The 21536-nt window shown below is 61.7% G+C and carries 23 protein-coding genes; 10 read left to right on the forward strand and 13 right to left on the reverse strand.

What is annotated here, in order from left to right; translation table 11 throughout:
• Positions 1 to 13: 13 nt before the first annotated feature.
• From xth to DL1_RS04950, 3 genes are all read right to left on the reverse strand, one after another.
• Positions 14 to 820 (reverse strand): exodeoxyribonuclease III, encoded by an 807-nt coding sequence (gene xth, locus DL1_RS04940; RefSeq protein ID WP_038063307.1) that lies wholly within the window; start codon positions 818 to 820, stop codon positions 14 to 16.
• Between the two features lie 204 nt (positions 821 to 1024).
• Complete coding sequence (locus tag DL1_RS04945) at positions 1025 to 1447, reverse strand: OsmC family protein (protein WP_038063309.1); 423 nt, start codon at positions 1445 to 1447, stop codon at positions 1025 to 1027.
• Positions 1448 to 1518: 71 nt separating this feature from the next.
• Positions 1519 to 2730, reverse strand: coding sequence for a deoxyguanosinetriphosphate triphosphohydrolase (locus DL1_RS04950; protein WP_038063311.1), 1212 nt, complete (start codon positions 2728 to 2730; stop codon positions 1519 to 1521).
• A gap of 91 nt (positions 2731 to 2821) precedes the next feature.
• On the opposite strand from DL1_RS04950, the gene DL1_RS04955 reads away from it, so the two are divergent.
• Positions 2822 to 3151, forward strand: a complete 330-nt coding sequence (locus DL1_RS04955) for a HesB/IscA family protein (protein ID WP_038063313.1) — start codon at positions 2822 to 2824, stop codon at positions 3149 to 3151.
• Positions 3152 to 3234: 83 nt separating this feature from the next.
• Here DL1_RS04955 and DL1_RS04960 read toward each other — a convergent pair whose 3' ends face one another.
• Genes DL1_RS04960 through DL1_RS04980 form a run of 5 tightly spaced genes read right to left on the reverse strand, consistent with a single transcriptional unit; the run spans position 3235 to position 7941 of the window.
• Positions 3235 to 4653 (reverse strand): dihydrolipoyl dehydrogenase, encoded by a 1419-nt coding sequence (locus DL1_RS04960; protein WP_038063316.1) that lies wholly within the window; start codon positions 4651 to 4653, stop codon positions 3235 to 3237.
• 24 nt (positions 4654 to 4677) lie between these two features.
• Positions 4678 to 5418: a glycosyltransferase family 2 protein gene (locus DL1_RS04965; protein WP_051693327.1), complete on the reverse strand. Its 741-nt coding sequence runs from the start codon at positions 5416 to 5418 to the stop codon at positions 4678 to 4680.
• Complete coding sequence (locus DL1_RS04970) at positions 5415 to 5990, reverse strand: DedA family protein (protein WP_038063319.1); 576 nt, start codon at positions 5988 to 5990, stop codon at positions 5415 to 5417. The genes DL1_RS04965 and DL1_RS04970 overlap by 4 nt, the downstream gene beginning before the upstream one ends.
• Entirely contained in the window at positions 5987 to 7120 is a 1134-nt protein-coding gene (locus DL1_RS04975; protein ID WP_038063322.1) for a ceramide glucosyltransferase, read from the reverse strand. Before DL1_RS04975 ends, DL1_RS04970 begins: the two co-directional genes overlap by 4 nt.
• Positions 7117 to 7941: a UDP-2,3-diacylglucosamine diphosphatase gene (locus DL1_RS04980; protein WP_038063325.1), complete on the reverse strand. Its 825-nt coding sequence runs from the start codon at positions 7939 to 7941 to the stop codon at positions 7117 to 7119. Before DL1_RS04980 ends, DL1_RS04975 begins: the two co-directional genes overlap by 4 nt.
• A gap of 324 nt (positions 7942 to 8265) precedes the next feature.
• On the opposite strand from DL1_RS04980, the gene uraH reads away from it, so the two are divergent.
• Positions 8266 to 8622, forward strand: coding sequence for a hydroxyisourate hydrolase (gene uraH, locus DL1_RS04985; protein ID WP_038063328.1), 357 nt, complete (start codon positions 8266 to 8268; stop codon positions 8620 to 8622).
• A gap of 108 nt (positions 8623 to 8730) precedes the next feature.
• Positions 8731 to 10002 (forward strand): urate hydroxylase PuuD, encoded by a 1272-nt coding sequence (locus DL1_RS04990; RefSeq protein WP_051693328.1) that lies wholly within the window; start codon positions 8731 to 8733, stop codon positions 10000 to 10002.
• 104 nt (positions 10003 to 10106) lie between these two features.
• Here DL1_RS04990 and DL1_RS20755 read toward each other — a convergent pair whose 3' ends face one another.
• Together DL1_RS20755 and DL1_RS05000 are read right to left on the reverse strand one after the other, a co-directional pair.
• Positions 10107 to 12713, reverse strand: coding sequence for a methyl-accepting chemotaxis protein (locus tag DL1_RS20755; protein WP_051693329.1), 2607 nt, complete (start codon positions 12711 to 12713; stop codon positions 10107 to 10109).
• Between the two features lie 15 nt (positions 12714 to 12728).
• On the reverse strand, positions 12729 to 13310 hold the full coding sequence (locus DL1_RS05000; RefSeq protein WP_038063331.1) for a hypothetical protein: 582 nt from the start codon (positions 13308 to 13310) through the stop codon (positions 12729 to 12731).
• A gap of 196 nt (positions 13311 to 13506) precedes the next feature.
• Here DL1_RS05000 and DL1_RS05005 point away from each other — a divergent pair, with 196 nt between their 5' ends.
• From DL1_RS05005 to DL1_RS05030, 6 genes are all read left to right on the forward strand, one after another.
• Positions 13507 to 14136 (forward strand): ATP-dependent Clp protease proteolytic subunit, encoded by a 630-nt coding sequence (locus DL1_RS05005; protein ID WP_038063334.1) that lies wholly within the window; start codon positions 13507 to 13509, stop codon positions 14134 to 14136.
• A gap of 116 nt (positions 14137 to 14252) precedes the next feature.
• Complete coding sequence (gene clpX, locus DL1_RS05010; protein ID WP_038063337.1) at positions 14253 to 15518, forward strand: ATP-dependent Clp protease ATP-binding subunit ClpX; 1266 nt, start codon at positions 14253 to 14255, stop codon at positions 15516 to 15518.
• A gap of 134 nt (positions 15519 to 15652) precedes the next feature.
• The gene (locus DL1_RS05015; protein ID WP_051693330.1) at positions 15653 to 16882 is read left to right on the forward strand and encodes an acyltransferase family protein; all 1230 of its coding nucleotides are present in this window, start codon (positions 15653 to 15655) and stop codon (positions 16880 to 16882) included.
• Positions 16785 to 17159, forward strand: coding sequence for an NADH:ubiquinone oxidoreductase subunit NDUFA12 (locus tag DL1_RS05020; RefSeq protein ID WP_038063340.1), 375 nt, complete (start codon positions 16785 to 16787; stop codon positions 17157 to 17159). Before DL1_RS05015 ends, DL1_RS05020 begins: the two co-directional genes overlap by 98 nt.
• 14 nt (positions 17160 to 17173) lie before the next feature.
• Positions 17174 to 17629 (forward strand): outer membrane lipid asymmetry maintenance protein MlaD, encoded by a 456-nt coding sequence (mlaD, locus tag DL1_RS05025; protein ID WP_038063343.1) that lies wholly within the window; start codon positions 17174 to 17176, stop codon positions 17627 to 17629.
• On the forward strand, positions 17626 to 18039 hold the full coding sequence (locus DL1_RS05030) for a DUF2155 domain-containing protein (RefSeq protein WP_051693331.1): 414 nt from the start codon (positions 17626 to 17628) through the stop codon (positions 18037 to 18039). The genes mlaD and DL1_RS05030 overlap by 4 nt, the downstream gene beginning before the upstream one ends.
• On the opposite strand, the gene aat is transcribed toward DL1_RS05030, so the two are convergent.
• Complete coding sequence (aat, locus tag DL1_RS05035; protein WP_038063650.1) at positions 18003 to 18641, reverse strand: leucyl/phenylalanyl-tRNA--protein transferase; 639 nt, start codon at positions 18639 to 18641, stop codon at positions 18003 to 18005. The two genes, DL1_RS05030 and aat, sit on opposite strands and share 37 nt — an antisense overlap.
• 71 nt (positions 18642 to 18712) lie before the next feature.
• On the opposite strand from aat, the gene DL1_RS05040 reads away from it, so the two are divergent.
• The gene (locus tag DL1_RS05040) at positions 18713 to 19423 is read left to right on the forward strand and encodes a DUF1698 domain-containing protein (RefSeq protein WP_038063347.1); all 711 of its coding nucleotides are present in this window, start codon (positions 18713 to 18715) and stop codon (positions 19421 to 19423) included.
• 64 nt (positions 19424 to 19487) lie between these two features.
• Here the strand turns inward: DL1_RS05040 and accC are convergent, their stop codons facing one another.
• Together accC and accB are read right to left on the reverse strand one after the other, a co-directional pair.
• Positions 19488 to 20831 (reverse strand): acetyl-CoA carboxylase biotin carboxylase subunit, encoded by a 1344-nt coding sequence (accC, locus tag DL1_RS05045; protein ID WP_038063350.1) that lies wholly within the window; start codon positions 20829 to 20831, stop codon positions 19488 to 19490.
• A gap of 11 nt (positions 20832 to 20842) precedes the next feature.
• A complete protein-coding gene (accB, locus tag DL1_RS05050; RefSeq protein WP_038063352.1) occupies positions 20843 to 21337 on the reverse strand; it encodes an acetyl-CoA carboxylase biotin carboxyl carrier protein in 495 nt (164 codons plus the stop codon).
• Between the last annotated feature and the right edge of the window lie 199 nt (positions 21338 to 21536).

Below are 21536 nucleotides of genomic sequence, written 5' to 3' on the forward strand. Positions count from 1 at the left end.
AGCGTGTGCGCTCTCAGGCGGCGAGATCGACCCAGACCGGCACATGGTCGGAGGGCTTGTCGCGCCCGCGCACATCCTTATCGATGCCCACTTCGCGCATCAGGTCCGCGGCCTGCGGCGAGAGCAGCAGGTGGTCGATCCGAATGCCATTATTGCGCGACCACGCGCCCGCCTGATAATCCCAGAAGGAATATTGGCCGGGGGCGGCATCGCGGGCCCGAAACGCCTCGGTGAAGCCCATGTTCAAAAGCGCGCGGAACGCGGCGCGGCTTTGCGGCAGCGCAAGCGCATCGCGCGCCCAAACCTCGGGTTTGGCGGCGTCTTCGTCTTGCGGGATGATGTTGTAATCGCCCGCCATCACGAAGGGCTCTTCGAGCGCCAGCAACTCTGCCGCGCGGGCCTGCATCCGCGCCATCCAGCCCAGCTTGTAGCCGTATTTGCCCTCGAGGATCGGCGCATCCTCGGCGTCGAATTCCACCGGGTTGCCATTGGGCAGGTAGAGGCCGCAGAGCCGCACCGCGCGCTCGCCCACCACCGTGGCCTCGATCCAGCGCGCCTGTTCGTCCGTGTCGTCGCCGGGCAGGCCGCGCGTGATATCTTCCAGCGGCAGCTTCGAGAGGATCGCCACGCCGTTGAAGCTTTTCTGGCCATGGGTTTCGACTTGATAGCCCATGTCCTCGAACAGCTCGCGCGGGAAGCCCTCATCGACCGATTTGATCTCCTGAAGCAACACCACATCCGGCTCTGCTTCCTTGAGCCAGTCGATCAGGGCGGGGTGGCGCGCCTTGATCCCGTTGATGTTGAAGGTGGCAATTTTCATGTCGGGCCTCCGCGTGGCGTTTCGCCGATGGGTGTATCCTTTCGGGCCGCGAAAGGACAAGGCGATTGCGCGTGATCATCGCAGCCCGGCGCGGGCTTGCCCATGCGCGGGCCTTGAAGGGCAGGCTGCAGAGGGAGTGCAACCCGCATTGAAAAAGGCGCCCCGATGCGGGGGCGCCCTGTCTCAAGTGGTCGTGTTTCGCGATCAGTTGACCGTGAGATCCAGCGTAATCTCGCAATCGAGCACTTTCGAAATCGGGCATCCGGCTTTCGCACCCTCGGCCACTTCGCGGATCTTATCCGCATCGCCTTTGCCTTTGACGGTGGTGGTAAGCGCCGAGGATTTGATTGCGAATCCGTCGCCCTCCTTGTCCATCGATACAACGGCTTTGGTGTCGATTTCGACATCGGTGATGCCTGCCTCGCCCAGACCCAGCGAGAACGCCATCGAGAAACAGGCCGCATGGGCCGCCGCGATCAGCTCTTCCGGATTCGAGCCGGGCTTGTCCTCGAAGCGCGTGTTGAAGCCATAGGGCTGGGCGTCCAGCGCGCCGCTCTGGGTCGAGATTGTGCCTTTGCCCTCTTTGATCGGGCCTTCCCAATGGGCGGATGCGTGTTTGCGGATCATATGCGTCGCTCCTTCATGTTCGTGTTGAACCTGCCTCTCCAACGGGGAGGCAGGCCAAGCGGTTCCAAATATTAGCCGTCGCGTCCGATCAGCCGCTCATATTCCTGGATGGCGAAACGGTCGGTCATGCCCGCGACGTAGTCCAGAACGACACGAGCGAGTGCCTCGCGGGCCTCGGGCCGGGTGCGGTCGCCGCCGATGACGCGAGCCTGTGCGACCTCGTCCTGCCATTCCGCAGGCAGCAATTCGGGCTGATCCATAAACAGCGGGAACAGCGCGTTGACCATCGCGGTCACCCGCTTGCGCTCGACGACGACGCTGGGGGCACGGTACATGTGCTGAAACAAGAAGCCCTTGATCGCCTTGAGGTTTTGATAGAGCGGCTTGGAAAAGCGAATGATCGGCCCGTCCATTTGGCGGATGTCATCGGCGGTTTCCGGCCCCAGCGAGGTCAGCCGGTTCTGCGCCACTGCGATCACGTCCTCGACCATGACGCCGAAGACACGCCGCAGCGCCTCATGCTGGCGGCGAGACCGATCCAGACCGGGATAAAGCTCGTCCACGGCCGCGAAACACTCGCCCAGCACCGGGAGCTCGCACAGGTCATCCTCGTCAAACAGCCCCGCGCGTAGGCCGTCATGCAGGTCGTGATGGTTATAGGCGACATCATCGGCGACGGCGGCCACTTGTGCCTCGGCAGAGGCATTGGTTTCCAGCTCCAGATCCCATTGGGCATCCACTTCGGCCAGCGCATAGGGCAGCTCCGCCCGTGTCGGGAAGGAATGCGACCCGCCGTGATCCGAGATCGCCGGGCCGTTATGCTTGGCGATGCCTTCGAGAGTTTCCCATGTCAGGTTCAGCCCGTCGAAATCGGCGTAATGTTTTTCCAGCTTGGTCACGATCCGCAGCGCCTGCGCGTTGTGATCGAACCCGCCGAACGGCGCCATCAGCCCGGCCAACGCATCCTCGCCGGTATGACCGAAGGGCGGGTGGCCGAGATCATGGGCCAGCGCCACAGCCTCGGCCAGATCGGTGTTGAGACCGAGCACGCCCGCGATGGTGCGCGCAACCTGCGCCACCTCGATCGTATGGGTCAGCCGGGTGCGGTAGTAATCGCCCTCATGCTCCACAAAGACCTGCGTCTTGTGCTTGAGCCTGCGGAAGGCCGAGGAATGGATGATCCGGTCGCGGTCGCGCTGAAAGGGCGAGCGAAAGGTGGACATGCGTTCGTCATGCAGACGGCCGCGTGTGTCTTCTGGTTGGCAGGCATAGGGTTTGAGCAAACCGATCCTCGTCTTGTCGCGTGACCTTTCTCCTCCTATATCTGGAAAGATACGGAATTACAGGCCCTTTGGGCCAAGCGGAGGTTATCCGATGCAACTGCCCCCCAAAGTGACCGAACGTGCCTTCGCCCGACTGGCCGAAATCAACGGTCAAACTGCAGCGCCCCAGGCTCTGCGTGTCGCGGTCGAGGGCGGAGGATGTTCGGGATTTCAATATGATATCAAGCTTGAGGCTGATGTGGCCGAAGACGATATCGTGTTGGAAGGTGCCGGACAGAAAGTCTTGATCGACCCGGTGTCGCTGCCGTTTCTGGAAAACGCGACGATCGATTTCACCGAAGAACTGATTGGCGCGCGCTTCGTGATCGACAATCCCAATGCCAGCAGCTCCTGCGGCTGCGGCGTTTCTTTCTCGATGTGAGGGCGCGCCGCGTCGCGTGGCCTTGCCCGATCATTTACTTTCAGCCCGCCCGCAATTTTGCGCGGCGGGCTTTTTGCTGCGGCTCAGTCCAAAGCGGGATGCCCGGTCTTGGGGCAATCGGCCAGATCGGATTGCCGGGGGCCGGGAAGCTGGCGGGCAATTTCGCGCAGCGCCGAGCGTAGCCCCTCTTCCAGCACCGGGTGATAGAACGGCATGCGCAGCATCGCGCGCACGTCCATTTCCTGATGCATAGCCAGCGCAAGCAGATGCGCCAGATGCTCGCCCTCGGGGGCGGCGAGCTCTGCGCCGAGCAGACGTCCGGTCTCGGGCGCGGCATATATCCGGATGAGCCCCTGTGCGGTTTCTGCCATCCGCGCGCGGCCCTGATCGCTGAAATCGCGCGCGCCGATAAGGTAGTCCTGCCCCTCAAGCGCGCTGAAGCCCTTGCCGATCCGCGCGGCATTGGGGCTGCAAAAGGTGATCGCAAGCGGTACCCGGCGTTTCATTCCATGCGGGGATGTCGAGAGAGCATTGCGCGCGGCGATATAGCCCTCATCCGAGGCTTCATGCAGCAGGCTGCGCGCGCCATTCGCATCGCCCACCAGAAAGACCGAGGTCTCACCGATGCGCAGCGTGTTGGTGTCGACCTCCGGCAGGCCTTTGTCGTCGAGCGGAACACCCAGCGTCTCAAGACCAAGCCCGTCGATATTGGGTTTGCGCCCGAGCGCTGCCAGCACGGCATCGGCTTCAAACGCGCCTTGCTCTGAGCTGACGCGCAGATGGGCCCCAGCCTCTTCGATCTGCGCTTGCCCGCCCAGATAGAGGCGCATGTCTTTCGCAATCCCGGCATGAAGTGCTGCGGCCACTTCTGGATCACTCAGCCCCCCCATCTGGTCGCGCTGGTCGAAGCCTGCGACCTCGATCCCGAGCCGCGCCATCGCTTGGGCAAGCTCCACGCCGATCGCTCCCATACCGATCACCGCGATGCGGCGGGGCAGGTCGGGCAGCTCGAACAGGGTGTCGGTGGTCAGGATGCGGTTGCCAAAGGCGCGCCACGGGTCTGGGACCACAGGGGTGGAGCCGGTCGCCAAGATGATCGCATCGGCGCTATGCGTGCCATGGCCTTCGATCTCGACCCGATCCGGTCCCGTCAGACGCGCCCAACCCGAAATCGCGCGGGGGCCGAGTTCTTCGGGCACAGCGCGCGGGGAGGAGGTGAAATCGTCGCGCAGCCTGCGCACGCGTTGCAGAACGGTTGGGATATCGACGTCCAGATCTTGTGCTCCGTTTATGCCGAACTGCGCGAAATCCCGGCGGCGCGCAAAGGCGTTGGCCGCCTCGATCAACGCTTTGGAGGGCATGCAGCCACGCGCCGCACAGGTCGTGCCCCAATCCGCGTGATTGATTAGTAGGAAATCATCCGTCTCGCGGCGGACCTCGTGAAGGGCTGAAAGGCCCGCCGAGCCCGAACCGATGATGATGACGCGATGATGTTGGGTCATGAGACCTCCCGTTATAACTTTAACTCAACGGGTGGGCGCGGCTTTCGTTCCCGGCAGAGCGCCGACATCATGTCGCACACGCAACCCGCGCATGTGGCGGATTTGGCGCAGCGCCTGCACCGGGCCGATGGTGCGGAAAATATCGCCCATCATCCGCGCATCGGCGCGCAGACCCGCGCGCCATGTGCCCAGCTTGTCATGCTTCATCGGGCTGTCGACTTCGGGCCAAGGCACGACCGCGATCCGGGCCTGCTCGGCGATCCAGATCCGGTTCATGAAGACCTCAAGGCCGAATTGGGGCAGGCGATGCAGCTCTTCGAGCCGGTCGGCCAGCATTGCACGGGGCAAAACACGCTCGCCCGAGATGTAATCCAGCCCGATTGCGTGCCACAGCCGGGGTGCATTGCGGCGCAGGCTGAGGCTCACATCCGCGCGCCCGGCAGCCACGGGGGCCAGCAGCGCGCCCAGAGCCTCGGGCGTCAGCCCCAGCAGATCGCTGTCGAGAAAGACCAGATGTGCGCCCTGCGCCTCGGCGATCCCGCGCGCAACGGCGGCGGTCTTTCCGGCATTCACAGACTGGCGCAGAACGCGCAACTGGGGATGGGCTGAACGGTAGCTTTCAGCGATGGCGGCGGTATCATCGCGCGAGCCGTCATCGACCACGATCACCTCGGAGAGCTCCTCCTGACGCAGCACGCATTCGAGAACGGCGGCGATCCGCGGTCCCTCGTTATAGGCGGGAATGATGCAGCTGAAGGCAGTCATGCATGCCGCCGCTTGCGCCGATAATACCAGATTGCTCCCCCGATCACGATCAGAACCAGAAGGATCAGCGAGGCGCGGCTGAGCCAACCGTCGATACGCCCGTAATATGATCCCAGCTCATAGCCAAGCCACACGAAGAGCAGGGATTTCGGGATGGAGGCGATCAGGTTGGTGAGCGCGAAGACCATGAAATTCATCTTCGCCACGCCTGCGGCGACAAGCACGGGGGCGCCTGCCGAATGGGTCCATTTGCCAAAAAGCAGCGTGCGCACGCCCTTGTCGCGGAAATGCTTGCCGTTGCGCAAAAGCCGCGCCCGGCTGAGGCCAAGCTTGGTACGCCAGCGCGATGGCAGGCGATGCAGCCCCCAGCGTCCGAGCGCGTAGAGCCCGAGATCGCCTACGACATCGGCGAGGATCACGACAACGGCGACGGCCCAGACGTTGAACATGTTCTGACTGGCGAGCCACGCGGCGATGACGGTCACGATCGGACCTTCGAGCACCGCAATCGGGGCCACGACGATCAGTCCGTTCTTGGCCATCAAGGCCGTGAGCGTCTCAAGGCCGATCATTGTTTGGCGCTGCCCGCCCGGACCTCGCTATGCGACATCTGGTTGCCGCGCCACGAAAATTCGCGGTTTCTCCAAGTCGCGCACCAGATCAGCGGCAGCATGGCGTCGCGCAAGAGAAAGGCTACCAGATCGCGCGGGCCTGCGGGCCAACCGGCGATCCGGGCCAGTGCCCATTCCGCTGCGTACCACAAGATTGCCAGCACCGGCAGCGCGAGCGCGGGCAGCAGGCCTGCGGCGCTGAGCGCGAGGGTCGCGAGGAACGGGACAAGCGGGCCTTGCGCGATCTCGATGGCGAAGATCGCGGCGAACCCGTCGCGGCGCACCTTGGACCAGCGCAATTGCCGGTCCCAGACCGCGCGGGCAGAGCGTTGGCCAATCGGCTGAGCAAAGAGCCTTTGCGTGATGCGCACTTTGAGCCCCTGATCGCGGACAAGTTTGGTGGAGGCGACGTCCTCTGCCATGTTGCGCCCGAGCGCTGGAAAGCCGCCACCGGCCTCAAGAATGTCGCGGCGCCAGAACAGCGATTTGCCCTGCGCAAACCCTACCCCGAGCACGTCGGCGCTGAGCTGCCAGCGGGCCTGATTGGTGTTGAGAAACGCGGCTTCGACCGCGCCCCACAGATTGGCCGGTTGCGCGCCGATGGCAGGGGCCGAGACGAGCCCGGTGCCGGGCCGCCATTCCGCCAGAAGCTGCTGAAAGTAGTCGCGCGGCAGATCGAGATTGCTGTCGACCATTGCAAGCCAGTCGGCGTCGGTCGCCGCGAGAGCCTTGTGCAGGTTGTTCAGCTTGGGATTGGCCGAAACCGGATCAAGCCCGGTGAGCAGGCGCGCGCGCACCTGCGGATTGCGCGCGATCAGCTCTCGCACCAGCGCACAGGCCGGGTCGTTCTCGGAGGGGGCGCAGAAAATTACCTCGTAATCGGGATAATCGAGGTGAAACGAGGATTCCAGCGTCTGCGTGTCAAAGGGATCTACGCCACAAACGGGGCGCAAAAGCGCGATGGGGGGAAGCATGCGGGGCGCGGGCCGGACGGGGCGCAGATAGCGCGCGGCGCTCAGCGCGGTCGTCAGGAAATGCGCGATCACTGTGATCCCGAGGATCGTACCAACAAAACCATATACCAAACTCATGCCCGTACCTTCGCCAAGACCGGTTCTTCGGGCTGTGCCGCAGGACGTACGCGGCGTTCGACACGCCATTCCAACAGCTGCAGTGAACCCGAGTAATCCTCAGTCAGGGCGGTCAAGCTGTCAACCCAATCGCCACAATTGGCATAGGTCAGCCCGTCCAGATCGCGCAATGCGGCCTTGTGGGAATGGCCGCAGATGATGCCGTCGGCCTTTGCATCGCGGGCAAGCCGCACGAGTCTGCGCTCATAGCCATCGCCGCGCGAGATCAGCTGGTTCACCCAGTCGATGGCCTGCTCGATCGCGCTATGCTCGGCGTCGCCGCGCGAAGAGTGGCGGCGGAGCCACGCATCGATGCCTCTGAACAGCGCATCCATCCGGCTGCCAAAGCGCGTCATCGCATGCCAGCGCAGGATCCGCAGATCGCATTGATCGCCATGGATCACCAGATAGCGCTGACCATCGGCGCCAATATGGACGGCCTGCTCGGCGAGATCGAAGTTGAGATAGCTCATGCCGGGTGCGCGCATCGCGGCGTCATGATTGCCCGGCAGATAGACCACGCGGGTGCCCGCTTTGGCGCGCCGCTCCAATTCGCACAGGATTTCGGTCTGTTCGTCGCACCACTGAACCGTGCCGCCATGCCAGAGATCGAGAATATCGCCGACGAGATAGATTGTTTCGGCATCACTGGTGCGAAGAAATTCAAGGATCGGGCCGGGGCGGCACCCGCGCGAGCCAAGATGAAAGTCCGACAGGAAAAGCGCGCGATATTGCTTGCGGCGAGTTGCGGGTTTGAGGGGAACGGCTGGCAACGCTGTCATGAGGCGGCTCCGATCAGGGGGAGAGGCAAAATGATCGAACCGGACCGTCCAGCTCGGAGAGCAGAGGGTGCGACGCTTGGGCGGGAGGCGGTCAGCTTGATCATGATGCTCGCGACGACGGTTCTTGACGCCCCATGACGGCGCGATGTGACGCCGGGGTGACGGTTGGATGAAGATAAGGTAGCAACTAGGGGATGGGGCGAGAGGATCAAGTGCTTCTCTCATTCGTGCGAGCGCAAATTCCGGTGAGTATTCTGTAACTTGTCATTTGCAGGCCGTGTGTTTCATAGTCGTAACGTGAAACAAACGAAGGGCAAAACGCGGATGGCTGGTTACTTGACGACCCATGTTCTCGACACGGCCTGCGGTGCTCCGGCATCGGGGCTGCGCGTTGCGCTTTATCGCCTGTCGGGCGAAAGCCGTGTGCTTCTGGCCGAGCTGGAGACCAATGCCGATGGTCGCACGGACCGGCCGATCCTGCCCGAGGCGGAATTTGCGACCGGGCAGTATGAGCTGGTGTTTTACGCAGGCGAGTATCTGCGCCGGGTCGGGCAGGCGCAGGACGAACCGCTCTTTCTCGATATCGTGCCGATCCGCTTCGGGATCTCAGATCCGCAGGCCCATTACCATGTGCCGCTGTTGCTGTCGCCCTTCGGATATTCGACCTATCGCGGCAGCTGACAGCGCTGGAAATTTAATCAAACGTAGAAAATTTTCGCGCCGGCCGTCCCGGGCCGCTTGCGCTTGCGAAAGGCTTGCGAAACTCTGTCCAAAACCGAGGGACGGAAGATGGATTATACCTTTTGGCTGGAATGGGCGCAGTTTGCCGTGCGCTGGCTGCATGTGGTCGCCGCGATTGCGTGGATCGGATCGTCCTTTTATTTCATCGCGCTCGATCTGGGACTGGCACCCGAGCCGGGCGCGCCCAAAGGTGTGAGCGGGGCGGCCTGGCAGGTGCATGGCGGCGGCTTTTATCACATCCAGAAATACACGATTGCACCCGAGCAGATGCCCGCGCGGCTCACATGGTTCAAATGGGAGAGTTACGGAACCTGGCTGTCGGGCTTTGCGATGCTGGTGTTGCTCTATTGGAGCCAGGCGCAGTTTTATATGATCGATCCGCGGGTGATGGATCTGGCCGTCTGGCAGGCGATTGCGATCTCGCTCGGTTCTCTGGCGATCGGCTGGATTGTCTATGATTTGATCTGCAAGACGCGCTTTGGCGACAATAACACGCGGCTCATGCTTGGGCTCTATGTGTTGCTGGTGGTGATGGCTTGGGGCTACACTCAGGTGTTTTCGGGGCGCGCGGCTCTTTTGCACCTCGGGGCTTTTACCGCCACGATCATGACCGCGAATGTGTTTCTGGTCATCATTCCGAACCAGAAAATCGTGGTGGCCGATCTGATCGCTGGCCGGACGCCAGACCCGAAATATGGGCGCATCGCCAAGCAACGCTCCACCCATAACAATTATCTCACCTTGCCGGTGATCTTTCTGATGCTGTCAAATCACTACCCGCTGGCCTTTGCGAGCCAGTATAATTGGGTCATCGCCTCGCTGGTGTTCCTGTTGGGGGTGACGATCCGGCATTTCTTCAATTCCCACCATGCCCATAAGCCAAAGCCTTGGTGGACCTGGGGGGCGAGTGCCGTGATCTTCTTGCTGATCATTTGGCTGTCGATGATCCCGAAGGCGGATCTGGGCGCGCAGGATGACGACGACACCGCCATGTGGTCCCCGGCGGAGGCGCGTTTCGCGGCGGCTCCGGGCTTCGAGGATGTGAGCAATGTCGTGCTAGGGCGCTGTTCGATGTGTCATTCCTCCGAGCCTGGATATGACGGGATCGGGCAGGCGCCGAAAGGGATCGTTCTGGAGACACCGCGCGAGATCGCGGCAGCCGCGCGTCAGATCTATCTGCAAGCCGGGCTGACAGATGCGATGCCGCCGGCCAATCTGAGTTTTGTAGAGCCCGGTGAGCGCGCGATGATCCGCAAATGGTACCGCGCCGGAGAGGCGGGCGTCCACGCGACAGCGGCGGATCGGTCGGAGTCTGGCTGAAACTTGGCTTTGAGCTTGAAGGCCCGCCCCGAGATCCCGGGGCGGGCCTTGTGTTGAGATGGGGGCATCGTGACAAAGCGTGCGAGGCCCACTGTCCAACCGGCTTAGAAATCTTCCCAATCGTCGGCTGCAGGCGCGGGCAAGGGGGCGGATTTCACCGCCTGCGCCGTTTTGCCCGCTGCGCGCGCCGAGCTGAAGCTTGGAGCGGGAGTGGTGGCTTTGGCAGGCGCGCTTTGTTTTGGAGCAGCGCCTTTTTGCTCTAACCGTGCGGTGCTTTCGGGGGCAATCCGTGCAGGTTGGCCGAGATCGAAACGTGCCATTGTCTGGGTCAACATGTCCGCCTCGCGATCTAGAGAGTGGCTCGCGGCCAAAGCCTCTTCGAACATCGCGGCGTTTTGTTGGGTGACTTGATCGAGCTGCGTTACCGCCGAATTGACCTCCGAGAGGCCTGCGCTTTGCTCCTGCGTCGCATTGGCGCTGTCGGCCACATAGGTCAGAATGTCCCCAACCGAGGTCTGGATGCCGCCCAAGGCCTCACCCGCCTGCCCAACCAGCCCGACACCACGCTTGACTTGCAGCGAGGAGGATTCGATCAGATCGGCGATTTCGCGCGCCGCGTCTGACGACCGTTGGGCCAAGGCGCGGACTTCGGAGGCGACGACGGCAAAGCCGCGACCAGCTTCTCCGGCACGTGCGGCTTCCACCCCGGCATTGAGCGCGAGCAGATTGGTCTGGAACGCGATCTCGTCGATGACAGAAGTGATGCTCGAAATCTTGTCGGAGCTTTGTTCGATTTCCGACATCGCCTGAACCGCCTCATTGACGACCTCGCCGCTTTGTTCGGCGTGGCGTTTTGCGGCCTCCACCAGTTGGTTGGCATGGCTGGCGCTTTTCGCCGCAGCCTCTACGGAACTGGTGATCTGATTGAGCGCGGCGGCGGTTTGTTCAAGTGTTGCAGCCTGTTGCTCGGTGCGGCGCGCCATATCCTCTGAAGAGGAGTTGATCTGAGAGGTTTCCGCGCGGATCGAATCCGCGTTTTCCAACACCTGCACCATGGCTTTGCAAAGATCGCCGAGCGCACGGTTGAAATCGTGGCGCAGGCTTTCGTATTCGCTTGGAAAGTCCTCGTCGATCGACTGGCTCAGTTTGCCTTCCGAGAGCCGGGTGAGCCCCGCGCGCAGGGCGTCGACGACATGTCTTTGGTCTGCGGCTGTGGTGGCGGCCGCGGCGGCGCGCGCCTCGCGTTCCCGGGTGATTGCGGTCTGATCGCTGGCCAGCAGGCTGAACATGACCATCTCGCCTTTTGCATCGAAGATCGGATTGGCAGATCCCTCAAGGATGGCTTCGTCGCCCGATTCGCAGGTGAGGATGAACTGGCCGCTCAACGCCGTTTTGTTTTTGCGCATATGGGCGCAAACCGGCTGTCCCTCATAGAGAATCCGCTTGGACAGGGAGTGGCCCGGCAGGGTCGAGAGAGGTTTGCCAAGGATCGTTGCAAAGCCCTCATTCGCTCGGTCAATCGTCGCATCAAGGCGCAGGTCGACGCGCAGAAGATTGGTGTCGATTGCAGCGATAAGCGAGGCGTTGCGCATGTCCTCTGTGACGTCGCGCCATTCCCAGACATATCCGATCGTGCCGCCGGACTCGTCCAGAACGGGGCTGACGATTGCGCGGAGCGTGCCCTCTGGCAAGCGGCCCTCATGCGTCTGAACCTCATGTGAGGTGCTGTCCATCGGTGCGCCAGAGCCATCATCGGGCAGAATCTGGTCGGCGCGCGCCCCGATCAGAGCCTTGGTGTCAAACTCGGGATTATGCAGTCGAACCCCGGCCTCGAACACTGCAAGCAGCGTGGTGGCCGCGTCATTGGCGTAGGTGATAACCTGATCCTTATCGGTCAAGATGACGGCAACAGTCGAGCAGTCGAGTGCTGTTGAATGCATATGGGCCTCGCGATGACCCTGTTCGGCCTGCGCGAGTGAGGCGCGAAACGAGTCGAGCGCCCGTGCAATTGCGCCGATTTCGTCCCGACGCGTCTGGTCCGAGATGACATCGCTCAAAGCGCCGGCTGCGACGTTGGAGACCGCGCGATGCACCCGTGTGAGCGGGCGCGTGATCAAAACGATTGCGAGCCCAGCGACAATGCCAAGGCAAGCCAGTGCAATCAGCCCGGTGAGCTTGATCACGCGCAGCGCATCCGCATGTGCTGTGGCGATGTTGAATTTCGGTGTCCATTGCATCGCCAGCGCGCCGATCGGGGCATCGCTTTTGCCGGAAAAGATCGGCACGGCATAGGAAAATCCATCGGTTGATTGCGTCGGCGTCCCGGTTTCAAGGGCCGACCGGGCGATCCGAGTCAGTTCGGGAACATCCGCGCTCCCCGGATCTTGCGCGAAGGACGCACCTTTACCGTCAAGCGCCACGGCGCCTTCCGCTTGCCCGTTCGTTGCAGCCAGTGCCTCTTCGATCAAGGTCTGGGCGGGGGCCGATTTGCCAAAGCGCAACGCGCCGACGATCTGGTCGGACACCATCGGCGTGACGAAGCGCGCGGTTTCCTGTGTGAGCGTTTTGGCGCGTTCGGTCGCGGCATTGTTCGAGAGCCACGACATCAGCGTTGCGAAGATCAGGGCGCTCACCCCGGAAATCAGGGTGATCTTGGCGAAAACCGAGAAAATACCCGGGCTTCGCATGGTTTTCTTCGGTGCGGCAGGCATCAATGTCGCTCCTGATTATTCGAAGGCTTCGGCGTCGAGGCCGACGGTCATGGCGCCAATCGGAGCGTGCGATGTGGGGTCGGTGATCGTGAAAGAGACCTGCACCTGATAGCTTTGCGTCGATTCGTCGAACTCCACCTCGTCGATGAAGACCGCATCCGCGCCCTCGGGATAGGTTTTGGTGAACTTGGCCTCATCGCCCTGCCAATAATCCGACGTGACGCTTGACGCGGCCACGTTGAGGCCGGTCTGGTCGACCACGAAAGCTTCGGTGACGAACCCGTCGCTCCCTGTCACATGTTCGCGCAGCGCCTGTGAGGCGGGTGTATCGAGGACGGCTTGAATCGTGGGGCGATCCGTTTGTGCGGTCTCTGCGCGCCAGGTTTGATCGAGCGCTTCGATCGCCTCAGGCGTCAGGTCGGAATGTGCGGCATTTCCGGCCTGAATCGCGGCGACAATTGCGGGATCCTCTGCCCAGCCGCGCAGATCCGAGGCGACGAAGGCGCGCACTTTGTCATTCACGTCTTGCGCCGCGGCGCGCAGCGGTACGGCCATCACACAGGCGCAGAGGAGAAAAGTCGGGGCAGTCAGTCGCATGGGTCACACTCCAGATCGAAGCCGTATGGCACGGCGGTCGAGGAGCACATTATCGCCCAACACTTTACAGCCAATTAATCGCAGCCCGGTGAGGAGTTTCGCCTGCCTGCCCTTGCAGCGCTTTGCCCGCGTCACTAAGACTTCAGTAAAGACCTGAGGCTATGATTTTCGAATGACACGCAGGAAGGGCATCGAGATGAAAGACCCCCACGACCTTTACATGAATACGCTGGTGCCGATGGTGGTCGAGCAGACGTCACGTGGCGAGCGCGCCTATGACATCTTCTCGCGCCTTCTCAAAGAGCGCATTATCTTCCTCTCCGGCCCGGTGCATGACGGCATGTCGACGCTGATCTGTGCCCAGCTTCTGTTCCTTGAGGCGGAAAACCCGAACAAGGAAATCGCGATGTATATCAACAGCCCCGGCGGTGTCGTCACCTCCGGTCTGTCGATCTACGACACGATGCAATACATCAAACCCAAAATCTCCACGCTGGTGATCGGGCAGGCGGCCTCGATGGGGTCGCTGCTGCTGACCGCAGGTGAGAAAGACATGCGCTTCTCGCTGCCCAATTCGCGGGTGATGGTGCACCAGCCTTCGGGCGGCTATCAGGGCCAAGCGACGGATATCATGATCCATGCGCGTGAGACCGAAAAGCTCAAGCGGCGGCTCAACGAGATCTATGTCAAGCATACCGGCAATGATTACGAGACCGTCGAGGCAGCACTCGAGCGGGATAATTTCATGTCGGCCGAGGACGCCAAGGCATGGGGTTTGATCGACGATATTCTCGAAAGCCGCGTGGCGGGCGAGGGCGAAAAGTGATCTTGGCTCTTAACTGAGCCATGAATTTGACATTGAGGTGACGGGTGGCCTGTCCTAGTCTGAGTGGGACAGGCCCCCGAAATAGTCCGGAAGGCCCGGCAGCGCAGAGGTTTTAGATGGCGAACTCGAACGGCTCCGACAGCAAGAACACGCTCTATTGCTCGTTTTGCGGCAAGAGCCAGCACGAAGTCCGCAAGCTTATTGCGGGTCCGACCGTGTTCATCTGCGATGAATGCGTCGAGCTGTGCATGGATATCATCCGTGAGGAAACAAAATCGGCGGGGCTGAAATCCACCGATGGCGTACCCACGCCGCGTGATATCTGCAATGTCCTTGATGATTACGTGATCGGTCAGGAACACGCCAAGCGCGTGCTCTCGGTGGCTGTGCACAATCACTACAAACGACTCAATCACGGTACGAAAACCGATATCGAGCTTGCGAAGTCCAACATCATGCTGATCGGCCCGACGGGCTGCGGCAAGACGTTGCTGGCTCAGACGCTTGCGCGAATCCTCGACGTGCCGTTCACGATGGCGGATGCGACGACGCTGACCGAAGCCGGTTATGTCGGCGAGGATGTGGAGAACATCATCCTCAAGCTGCTTCAGGCCAGCGAATATAATGTCGAGCGGGCGCAGCGCGGCATCGTCTATATCGACGAGGTCGACAAGATCACCCGCAAATCCGACAACCCCTCGATCACCCGCGATGTGTCGGGCGAAGGCGTGCAGCAGGCGTTGCTGAAGATCATGGAGGGCACCGTGGCCTCTGTGCCGCCGCAGGGCGGGCGCAAGCATCCGCAGCAGGAATTCCTGCAGGTCGATACGACGAACATCCTGTTCATCTGCGGCGGGGCGTTTGCTGGGCTCGACCGGATCATCGCACAGCGCGGCAAGGGCTCTGCGATGGGCTTTGGCGCCGATGTGAAGGACAGCGAAGATCGCAATATCGGTGAGCTGTTCAAAGAGCTCGAGCCCGAGGATCTGCTGAAATTTGGCCTGATCCCGGAATTCGTCGGGCGTCTGCCAGTGATTGCGACGCTTACCGATCTCGATGCCGAGGCCTTGGTGATCATTCTGACCGAGCCGAAAAACGCGCTCGTGAAGCAATATCAGCGGCTGTTCGACATTGAGGGCGTCAAGCTCACCTTCACCGATGACGCGCTCAAGGCGATTGCTCTGCGGGCGATTGCGCGCAAAACCGGCGCACGCGGCCTGCGCTCGATCATGGAGGACATCCTGCTCGACACGATGTTCGAATTGCCGGGCATGGAAGAGGTTGAAGAGGTTGTCGTCAACGAAGAGGCGGTCGGTCAGGCCGATGCCAAACCGTTGCTGATCTATGCCGATGCCAAGAAAGAGGGCAAATCGGCAAGCTGATCTTCGGCTTCGTAAGTCTTTAGCGAACGGGGCGTGCAGTTGCGCGCCCCGTTTCGTTTGGGGTGCCCTGTTCCGTTTGCGACAAAAAGCGTCTAAACTTTGATAAAACCGACATAAAGCGCGGGACACAGGGCATGGGCGTAAGTTTGGAGCCGCTGGCGGCGGGGCGGGACAATAATCTCAATTTGATCAGGCTGATCGCTGCGCTCTGCGTGCTGGTCTCCCATGCGTGGCCGATCGCTTTGGGACCGGGTACGACCGAGCCGCTGGAGCGCGCCACCGGTTACAGTCTCGGGACCTTCGCCGTGCTGGTGTTTTTCGCGATCTCGGGCTTTTTGATCAGTGCGAGCTATGAGCGCTCGGCGGGGGTGTGGCCCTACCTGCACGCACGCGTCGCGCGGATCTATCCCGCGCTCATTGTCTCAATCGCGCTGGTGACGCTTGGCCTCGGGCCAGTGTTCACGGAACTCTCGATCCAGGACTATCTGCAGGACGCGCGGACTTGGGACGCCCTGCTGGGCAATGCCAGCCTGCTTCATCTTGAATACACGCTGCCTGCGGTGTTTACCCAAAATCCCTATCCCACGGTGCAAGGCTCGATCTGGTCACTGCCGATCGAGATGGCGCTGTATCTCGCGACCGCCGCTGTTGGCTTTGCGGGGTTGCTGCGCGGGCGTCTGGTGCTCAGCCTGCTTGGGGCAGGGCTTTTGGTCGCGCTATTTGCAGGCTCAGATTTGGGGGGGATGGTGCAGGCCGATTTCTGGATGCCGTCCCTGGCCTTTGGGACAGGCATGCTGCTCTACCTGTGGCGGTCTGTAATTCCAGCCTCGCCATGGATCGCGCTGGCACTGATCGGTGCTGCGGCCCTGTCGGGGCAGGGCGGGCTGCATGGGCCGCTGATCTGTCTTGCGACGGGCTATGGCGCGATCTGGCTGGCCTTGCTGCCCTCCGGTGTCGCGCGGCGCTGGAACGCGCTCGGCGACTATTCCTATGGCGTCTATATCTATGCCTTTCCGGTTCAGGGCGCGATGATGGCTTGGCTCGGGCCAATGGCGCCGATGTCAAATGTGGCCCTCTCTCTGCCGGTCACGCTCGCCTTGGCGATCCTGTCATGGCACTGGATCGAACGCCCCGCGTTGCGCACACTGCGCCGTCCGCGAGTTGCAGCGCAAGTTTCCGGGCCTGAATGCGATCAATCCACGCAGAGCACTGGACCTCGGCGTCCCACAAGATATAACAGGCAGGATAGATCGCGGAGGGTATCGCATGAATTTCCTGCTTCGGACTCTGACCTGGTGGAACGGCCAAACGCTCGGCACACAGCTTTTTACGGCCCGCAAAGGCACGAAAGTGGGCGAGGATGAGCAGGGCAATATCTACTACCGTTCGCGGGACGACAAGAAACGCTGGGTGATCTATAACGGCGTCATCGAGGCGAGCCGGATTCCGCCCGATTGGCATGGCTGGATGCATTTCACCTATGACGAGCCGCCGACCGATCAGCCGTTCGTGCATAAGCCTTGGGAAAAGCCCCATCAGGAAAACCACACCGGGACCTCGGCCGCCTATGTGCCTCCGGGCTCCATCCGCCTTGCACAACCCGTTGAGCGGCGTGACTACGAGGCCTGGCAACCCGAGTAACGAGGGGCGGGCAAATGGCTGAAAACCGTACCGAGATTGTGACCGGCGCTGTCGTGCTGGTCGTAGCCTTAGGCTTTCTGGTCTGGGCCGGGCGCGGTATTGGCTTGGGCGGCGAGAGTGCAAGCTACCCTCTGCATGCCTCATTTCGCTCGATCGGCGGGGTGATCCCGGGTACGGATGTGCGCTTGGCGGGGGTCAAGGTTGGCTCTGTCAGCGCGGTGCAGCTGAACCCCAAGACGTTTTTCGCAGACACGACGATCTCCGTGAAGGAGGGCATCCGGTTGCCCGAGGATACCGTGATTGCAGTGGCCCAGGACGGTTTGTTGGGGGGCAATTATATCGAACTGATTCCCGGCGGCGCGCTCGACGACTTGCAGCCCGGCGACGAGATCCTTGATACGCAAAGCGCCGTCTCGGTGCTGAATCTCATGATGAAATTCGCCGGTGGTGGCGATGGGGAGGCGCAATGATCCGCGCGTTGATGCTGGCGGCGATGCTTTGGCCTTGTGTCGCAGTGGCCCAAGAGGCAAGCCCGCAGCAAATCCCCGACGATCAGATCCCGCAGGCCGGACCAACCGAGGGGCTGGCCGAGGGCTCGGGCGCGATGTTGCGCGGACTCGACAAGGTGGCCGGTCGCACCTCCAATATCGAAATGAAAGTCGGGCAGACGGTTCAGTTCGGCTTTATTTCCGTCACCTTGAAGGAATGTCGCTACCCGGTCGATGATCCGGCGTCGGATGCCTATGCCTTCCTCACGATTACTGAGGGCGACAAGCCCAAGCCCGATTTTTCGGGCTGGATGATCGCATCGTCTCCGGCGCTCTCGGCGCTCGATCACCCGCGCTATGACGTCTGGGTCATTCGCTGCAACAATAGCTGAGCCGTCGGGATCTGCGGCGCGGTAAACTCCGCGTCGAGATAGAGCGCCGCGGCCAGGCGCGTGCGGTACTCCATCCGTGTCACCTCGATCCCGCCCAGCGTCGCGAGATGCGGCGTGATATATTGCGTGTCAAACAGCACAAACCCCGCCTGACGCAGCCGGTCCACGGTATAGGCAATTGCGATTTTTGACCCGCTGCGACGCGCGGAGAACATGCTTTCTCCACAGAAAGCCCCGCCCATTGTGATCCCGAACAGGCCGCCCGTAAGTCGCGGCCCGTCCCAGACCTCGACCGATTGCGCAAAACCCGCCGCGTGCAGCTCATCATAGAGGTCGAAAAGCGCGCCGTTGATCCAGGTTTCTTCTCGGTTCGCGCAGCACTCGACAACGCCCCGAAATGCCCGGTTGATCGTGATTGTGAAGTCTTCGCGCCGGATCTCCTTCGCGAGAGAGCGGGAAATGTGGAATTTGTCCAAGGGGACGATGCCGCGATGGGGCGGGTCGAACCAGTGAAGCTCGAGGGTCTCCCGGCTTTCCGCCATCGGGAAAATGCCTTGGGCATATCCCGCTAATAAGAGTTGCGCGCTTAACCTGTCCGTCATTTTCTTGCCCGGTTTTCCCGTTACGCATAGGCTCGCCTGCAAGATGAACCAGAGTGGGGTCGAGCGCAAACATGGGTTTTTATGATTTCCTGCCCGAAATCGGGCGCTATGCCGATGATCCGGGGACGGTGGAGCGGATGAATCATCGCCACAAGATGATCATCAAGCCGCTGGAGGACCAGATCGCGGGCAAGCGCGTGCTGGATCTGGCAGCCCATGATGGCCGCTGGGCCTATGCCTTTGCCGCCGCAGGCGCGCGCGAGGTGGTGGGGATCGAGGGCCGACAGGAGCTGATCGACCGCTTTGCGGAATTTCCCCGCGCCCATCTGCGCGAGAAGGTCTCGCTGATCTGCGACGATATTTACGACGGGATGCAAAAGCTTATCGACGCGGGCGAACGCTTTGATGTCGTGGGAGTTTTGGGGATTCTCTATCACGTGATGGATCATTTCCGTCTGTTCCAGCTTGTGCGGAAACTGGGCCCGGAACTGGTGATTGTGGACAGTGAATTTGCGCAGCGCCCGGGGCAGGTGATCATGCTGGTGCGCGAGCGCACGGATAATGAGCTGAACTCGATCCCGCAGTTCGAAGGCCAGACGAAGGCGCTGATCGGCATTCCCTCTTTCCCGGCGATGGACGCGATGGCCGATGTGCTCGATTACGATTGCCATTGGCTGAACTGGGAGGAGCTGGGCCCGGGGCAGCGCAAATTTGTGGGCGACTATTACCGTCCTGCCGATCAGGCGAAGCGGCGTGGTACCTGTCTTCTGATCCCGAAATAACGCTGTCGGATGTAAAAAAGCGCCTCCCCAGAAGGGAGGCGCTTTGCATGCGTTCGATGGCGCGTCAGAGGTTCTTTTCGAGCCACTTCTCGAGCCAGTGGATCGAGTAATCGCCAGACTGAATATCAGGCTCGGCCAGAAGCGCGTTGAACAGCGGCACCGTGGTGTCGATGCCGTCCACAATCAGCTCGCCCAAGGCGCGATTGAGCCGCTGCAGCGCCTCATGCCGGTCGCGCCCATGCACGATCAGCTTGCCGATCAGGCTGTCGTAATAGGGCGGGATCGAGTAGCCGTCATACAGCGCGCTGTCCATCCGCACGCCAAGACCGCCCGGTGCATGGAAATGCGTGATCTTGCCGGGGCAGGGCGCGAAATTCGGCAGCTTTTCGGCATTGATACGCACTTCAATCGCATGGCCGCGGATCGAGAGCTTGTCCTGCTCGAACTCCATCTCTTCTCCGGCGGCAACCTTGATCTGCTGGCGCACGAGGTCGACGCCGAAGATCGCCTCGGTCACCGGATGCTCGACTTGCAGACGGGTGTTCATCTCGATGAAATAGAACTCGCCATCCTCATAGAGAAACTCGATCGTGCCTGCGCCGGCATAGCCCAGCTCGCCGATTGCCTTGGCGCAGATGCCGCCGATGCGGGCGCGCTCTTCTTCCGTGATCGAGGGGCCGGGGGCCTCTTCGAACACTTTCTGATGGCGGCGCTGAAGCGAGCAGTCTCGCTCGCCCAGATGGACGCCGCGACCCTTGCCGTCGCCAAAGACCTGCACCTCGATATGGCGCGGACGCTGGAGATATTTCTCCATATAGACTTCGTCATTGCCGAAGGCCGATTTCGCCTCGGCGCGGGCCGTGCGGAAAGCGCTCTCAAGCGAGGCCTCGTCCTTGGCCACCTTCATCCCACGCCCGCCGCCACCGGCGGTTGCCTTGATGATGACGGGATAGCCCATCGCAGCGGCTTCTCTCTTGGCCGTCTCGACATCAGGCACGCCGCCTTCGGAGCCCGGAACCACGGGAATCCCCAGCGATTTCGCGGTTTCCTTGGCGGTGATCTTGTCGCCCATGATGCGGATATGGGCCGCCGACGGACCGATGAAAGTGATGCCGTGATCTTCGAGCACCTGCACGAAGGCCGCATTTTCGGACAAAAAGCCGTAGCCCGGATGGATCGCCTGAGCGCCGGTGATCTCACAGGCGGCGACGATCGCGGGCACCGAGAGATAGCTATGCGTCGAAGAGGGTGGGCCGATACAAACGGATTCATCGGCCATCCGGACATGCATCGCGTCCGAATCGGCAGTGGAGTGGACCGCGACGGACGCGATCCCCATCTCGCGGCAGGCGCGGATGACGCGCAGCGCGATCTCGCCGCGATTGGCGATCAGGATCTTGTCGAACATCTTTGGCCCCCTCACTCGACGATCATCAGGGTCGTGCCAAACTCCACCGGCTGGCCGTCATCCACGAGGATGCGCTTGACCGTGCCCGATTTCGGCGCCGGGATGTGGTTCATGGTTTTCATCGCCTCGACGATCATCAGCGTCTGGCCTTCCTTGACCTGATCGCCGGGTTTCACGAAGGCAGCCGTGCCCGGTTCGGGCGACATATAGGCCGTGCCAACCATGGGCGAGGCCACGGCGCCCGGGTGATCGGCCGGGTCTTCGGCAGCCGGAGCGGCCGCGGGAGCTGCAGCGGCTTGCGGCGCGGGCGCGGCTGCGACAGGCGCGGGCGCCGGAGCGGAGGCTGCGGCTTGCACGATGTTGGTCTGTTTCGAGACCCGCACCTTCAGGCTGTCATCGGGCGCGTAGTCGCGCGTTACCGCGATCTCGGTCAGTTCATTTGAATTGAGCAGCTCGGCCAGAGCCTGAATGAAAGCGACGTCATTATCTCGGGTGGTGTTGGTCATGCGGTCCTCTGAGGGTGCTTGTCACGAATGCCCCGTTCTTTCGGAGCCTTGCCTTTGTTTCGAGGCGTTATACGCGAGGTCAGCCGCGGTGAAAAGCCGCAACGGGAGTCGTGCCCTGCCGCGTGGCGAATTCGTGACCGCCCGGAAAGCGCGCAAGCGACGGGCGGGGTGCTTATTTTTCGCGCAGGGTGCCCCGGTG

Source organism: Thioclava dalianensis (assembly GCF_000715505.1).
GTDB lineage: Bacteria > Pseudomonadota > Alphaproteobacteria > Rhodobacterales > Rhodobacteraceae > Thioclava > Thioclava dalianensis.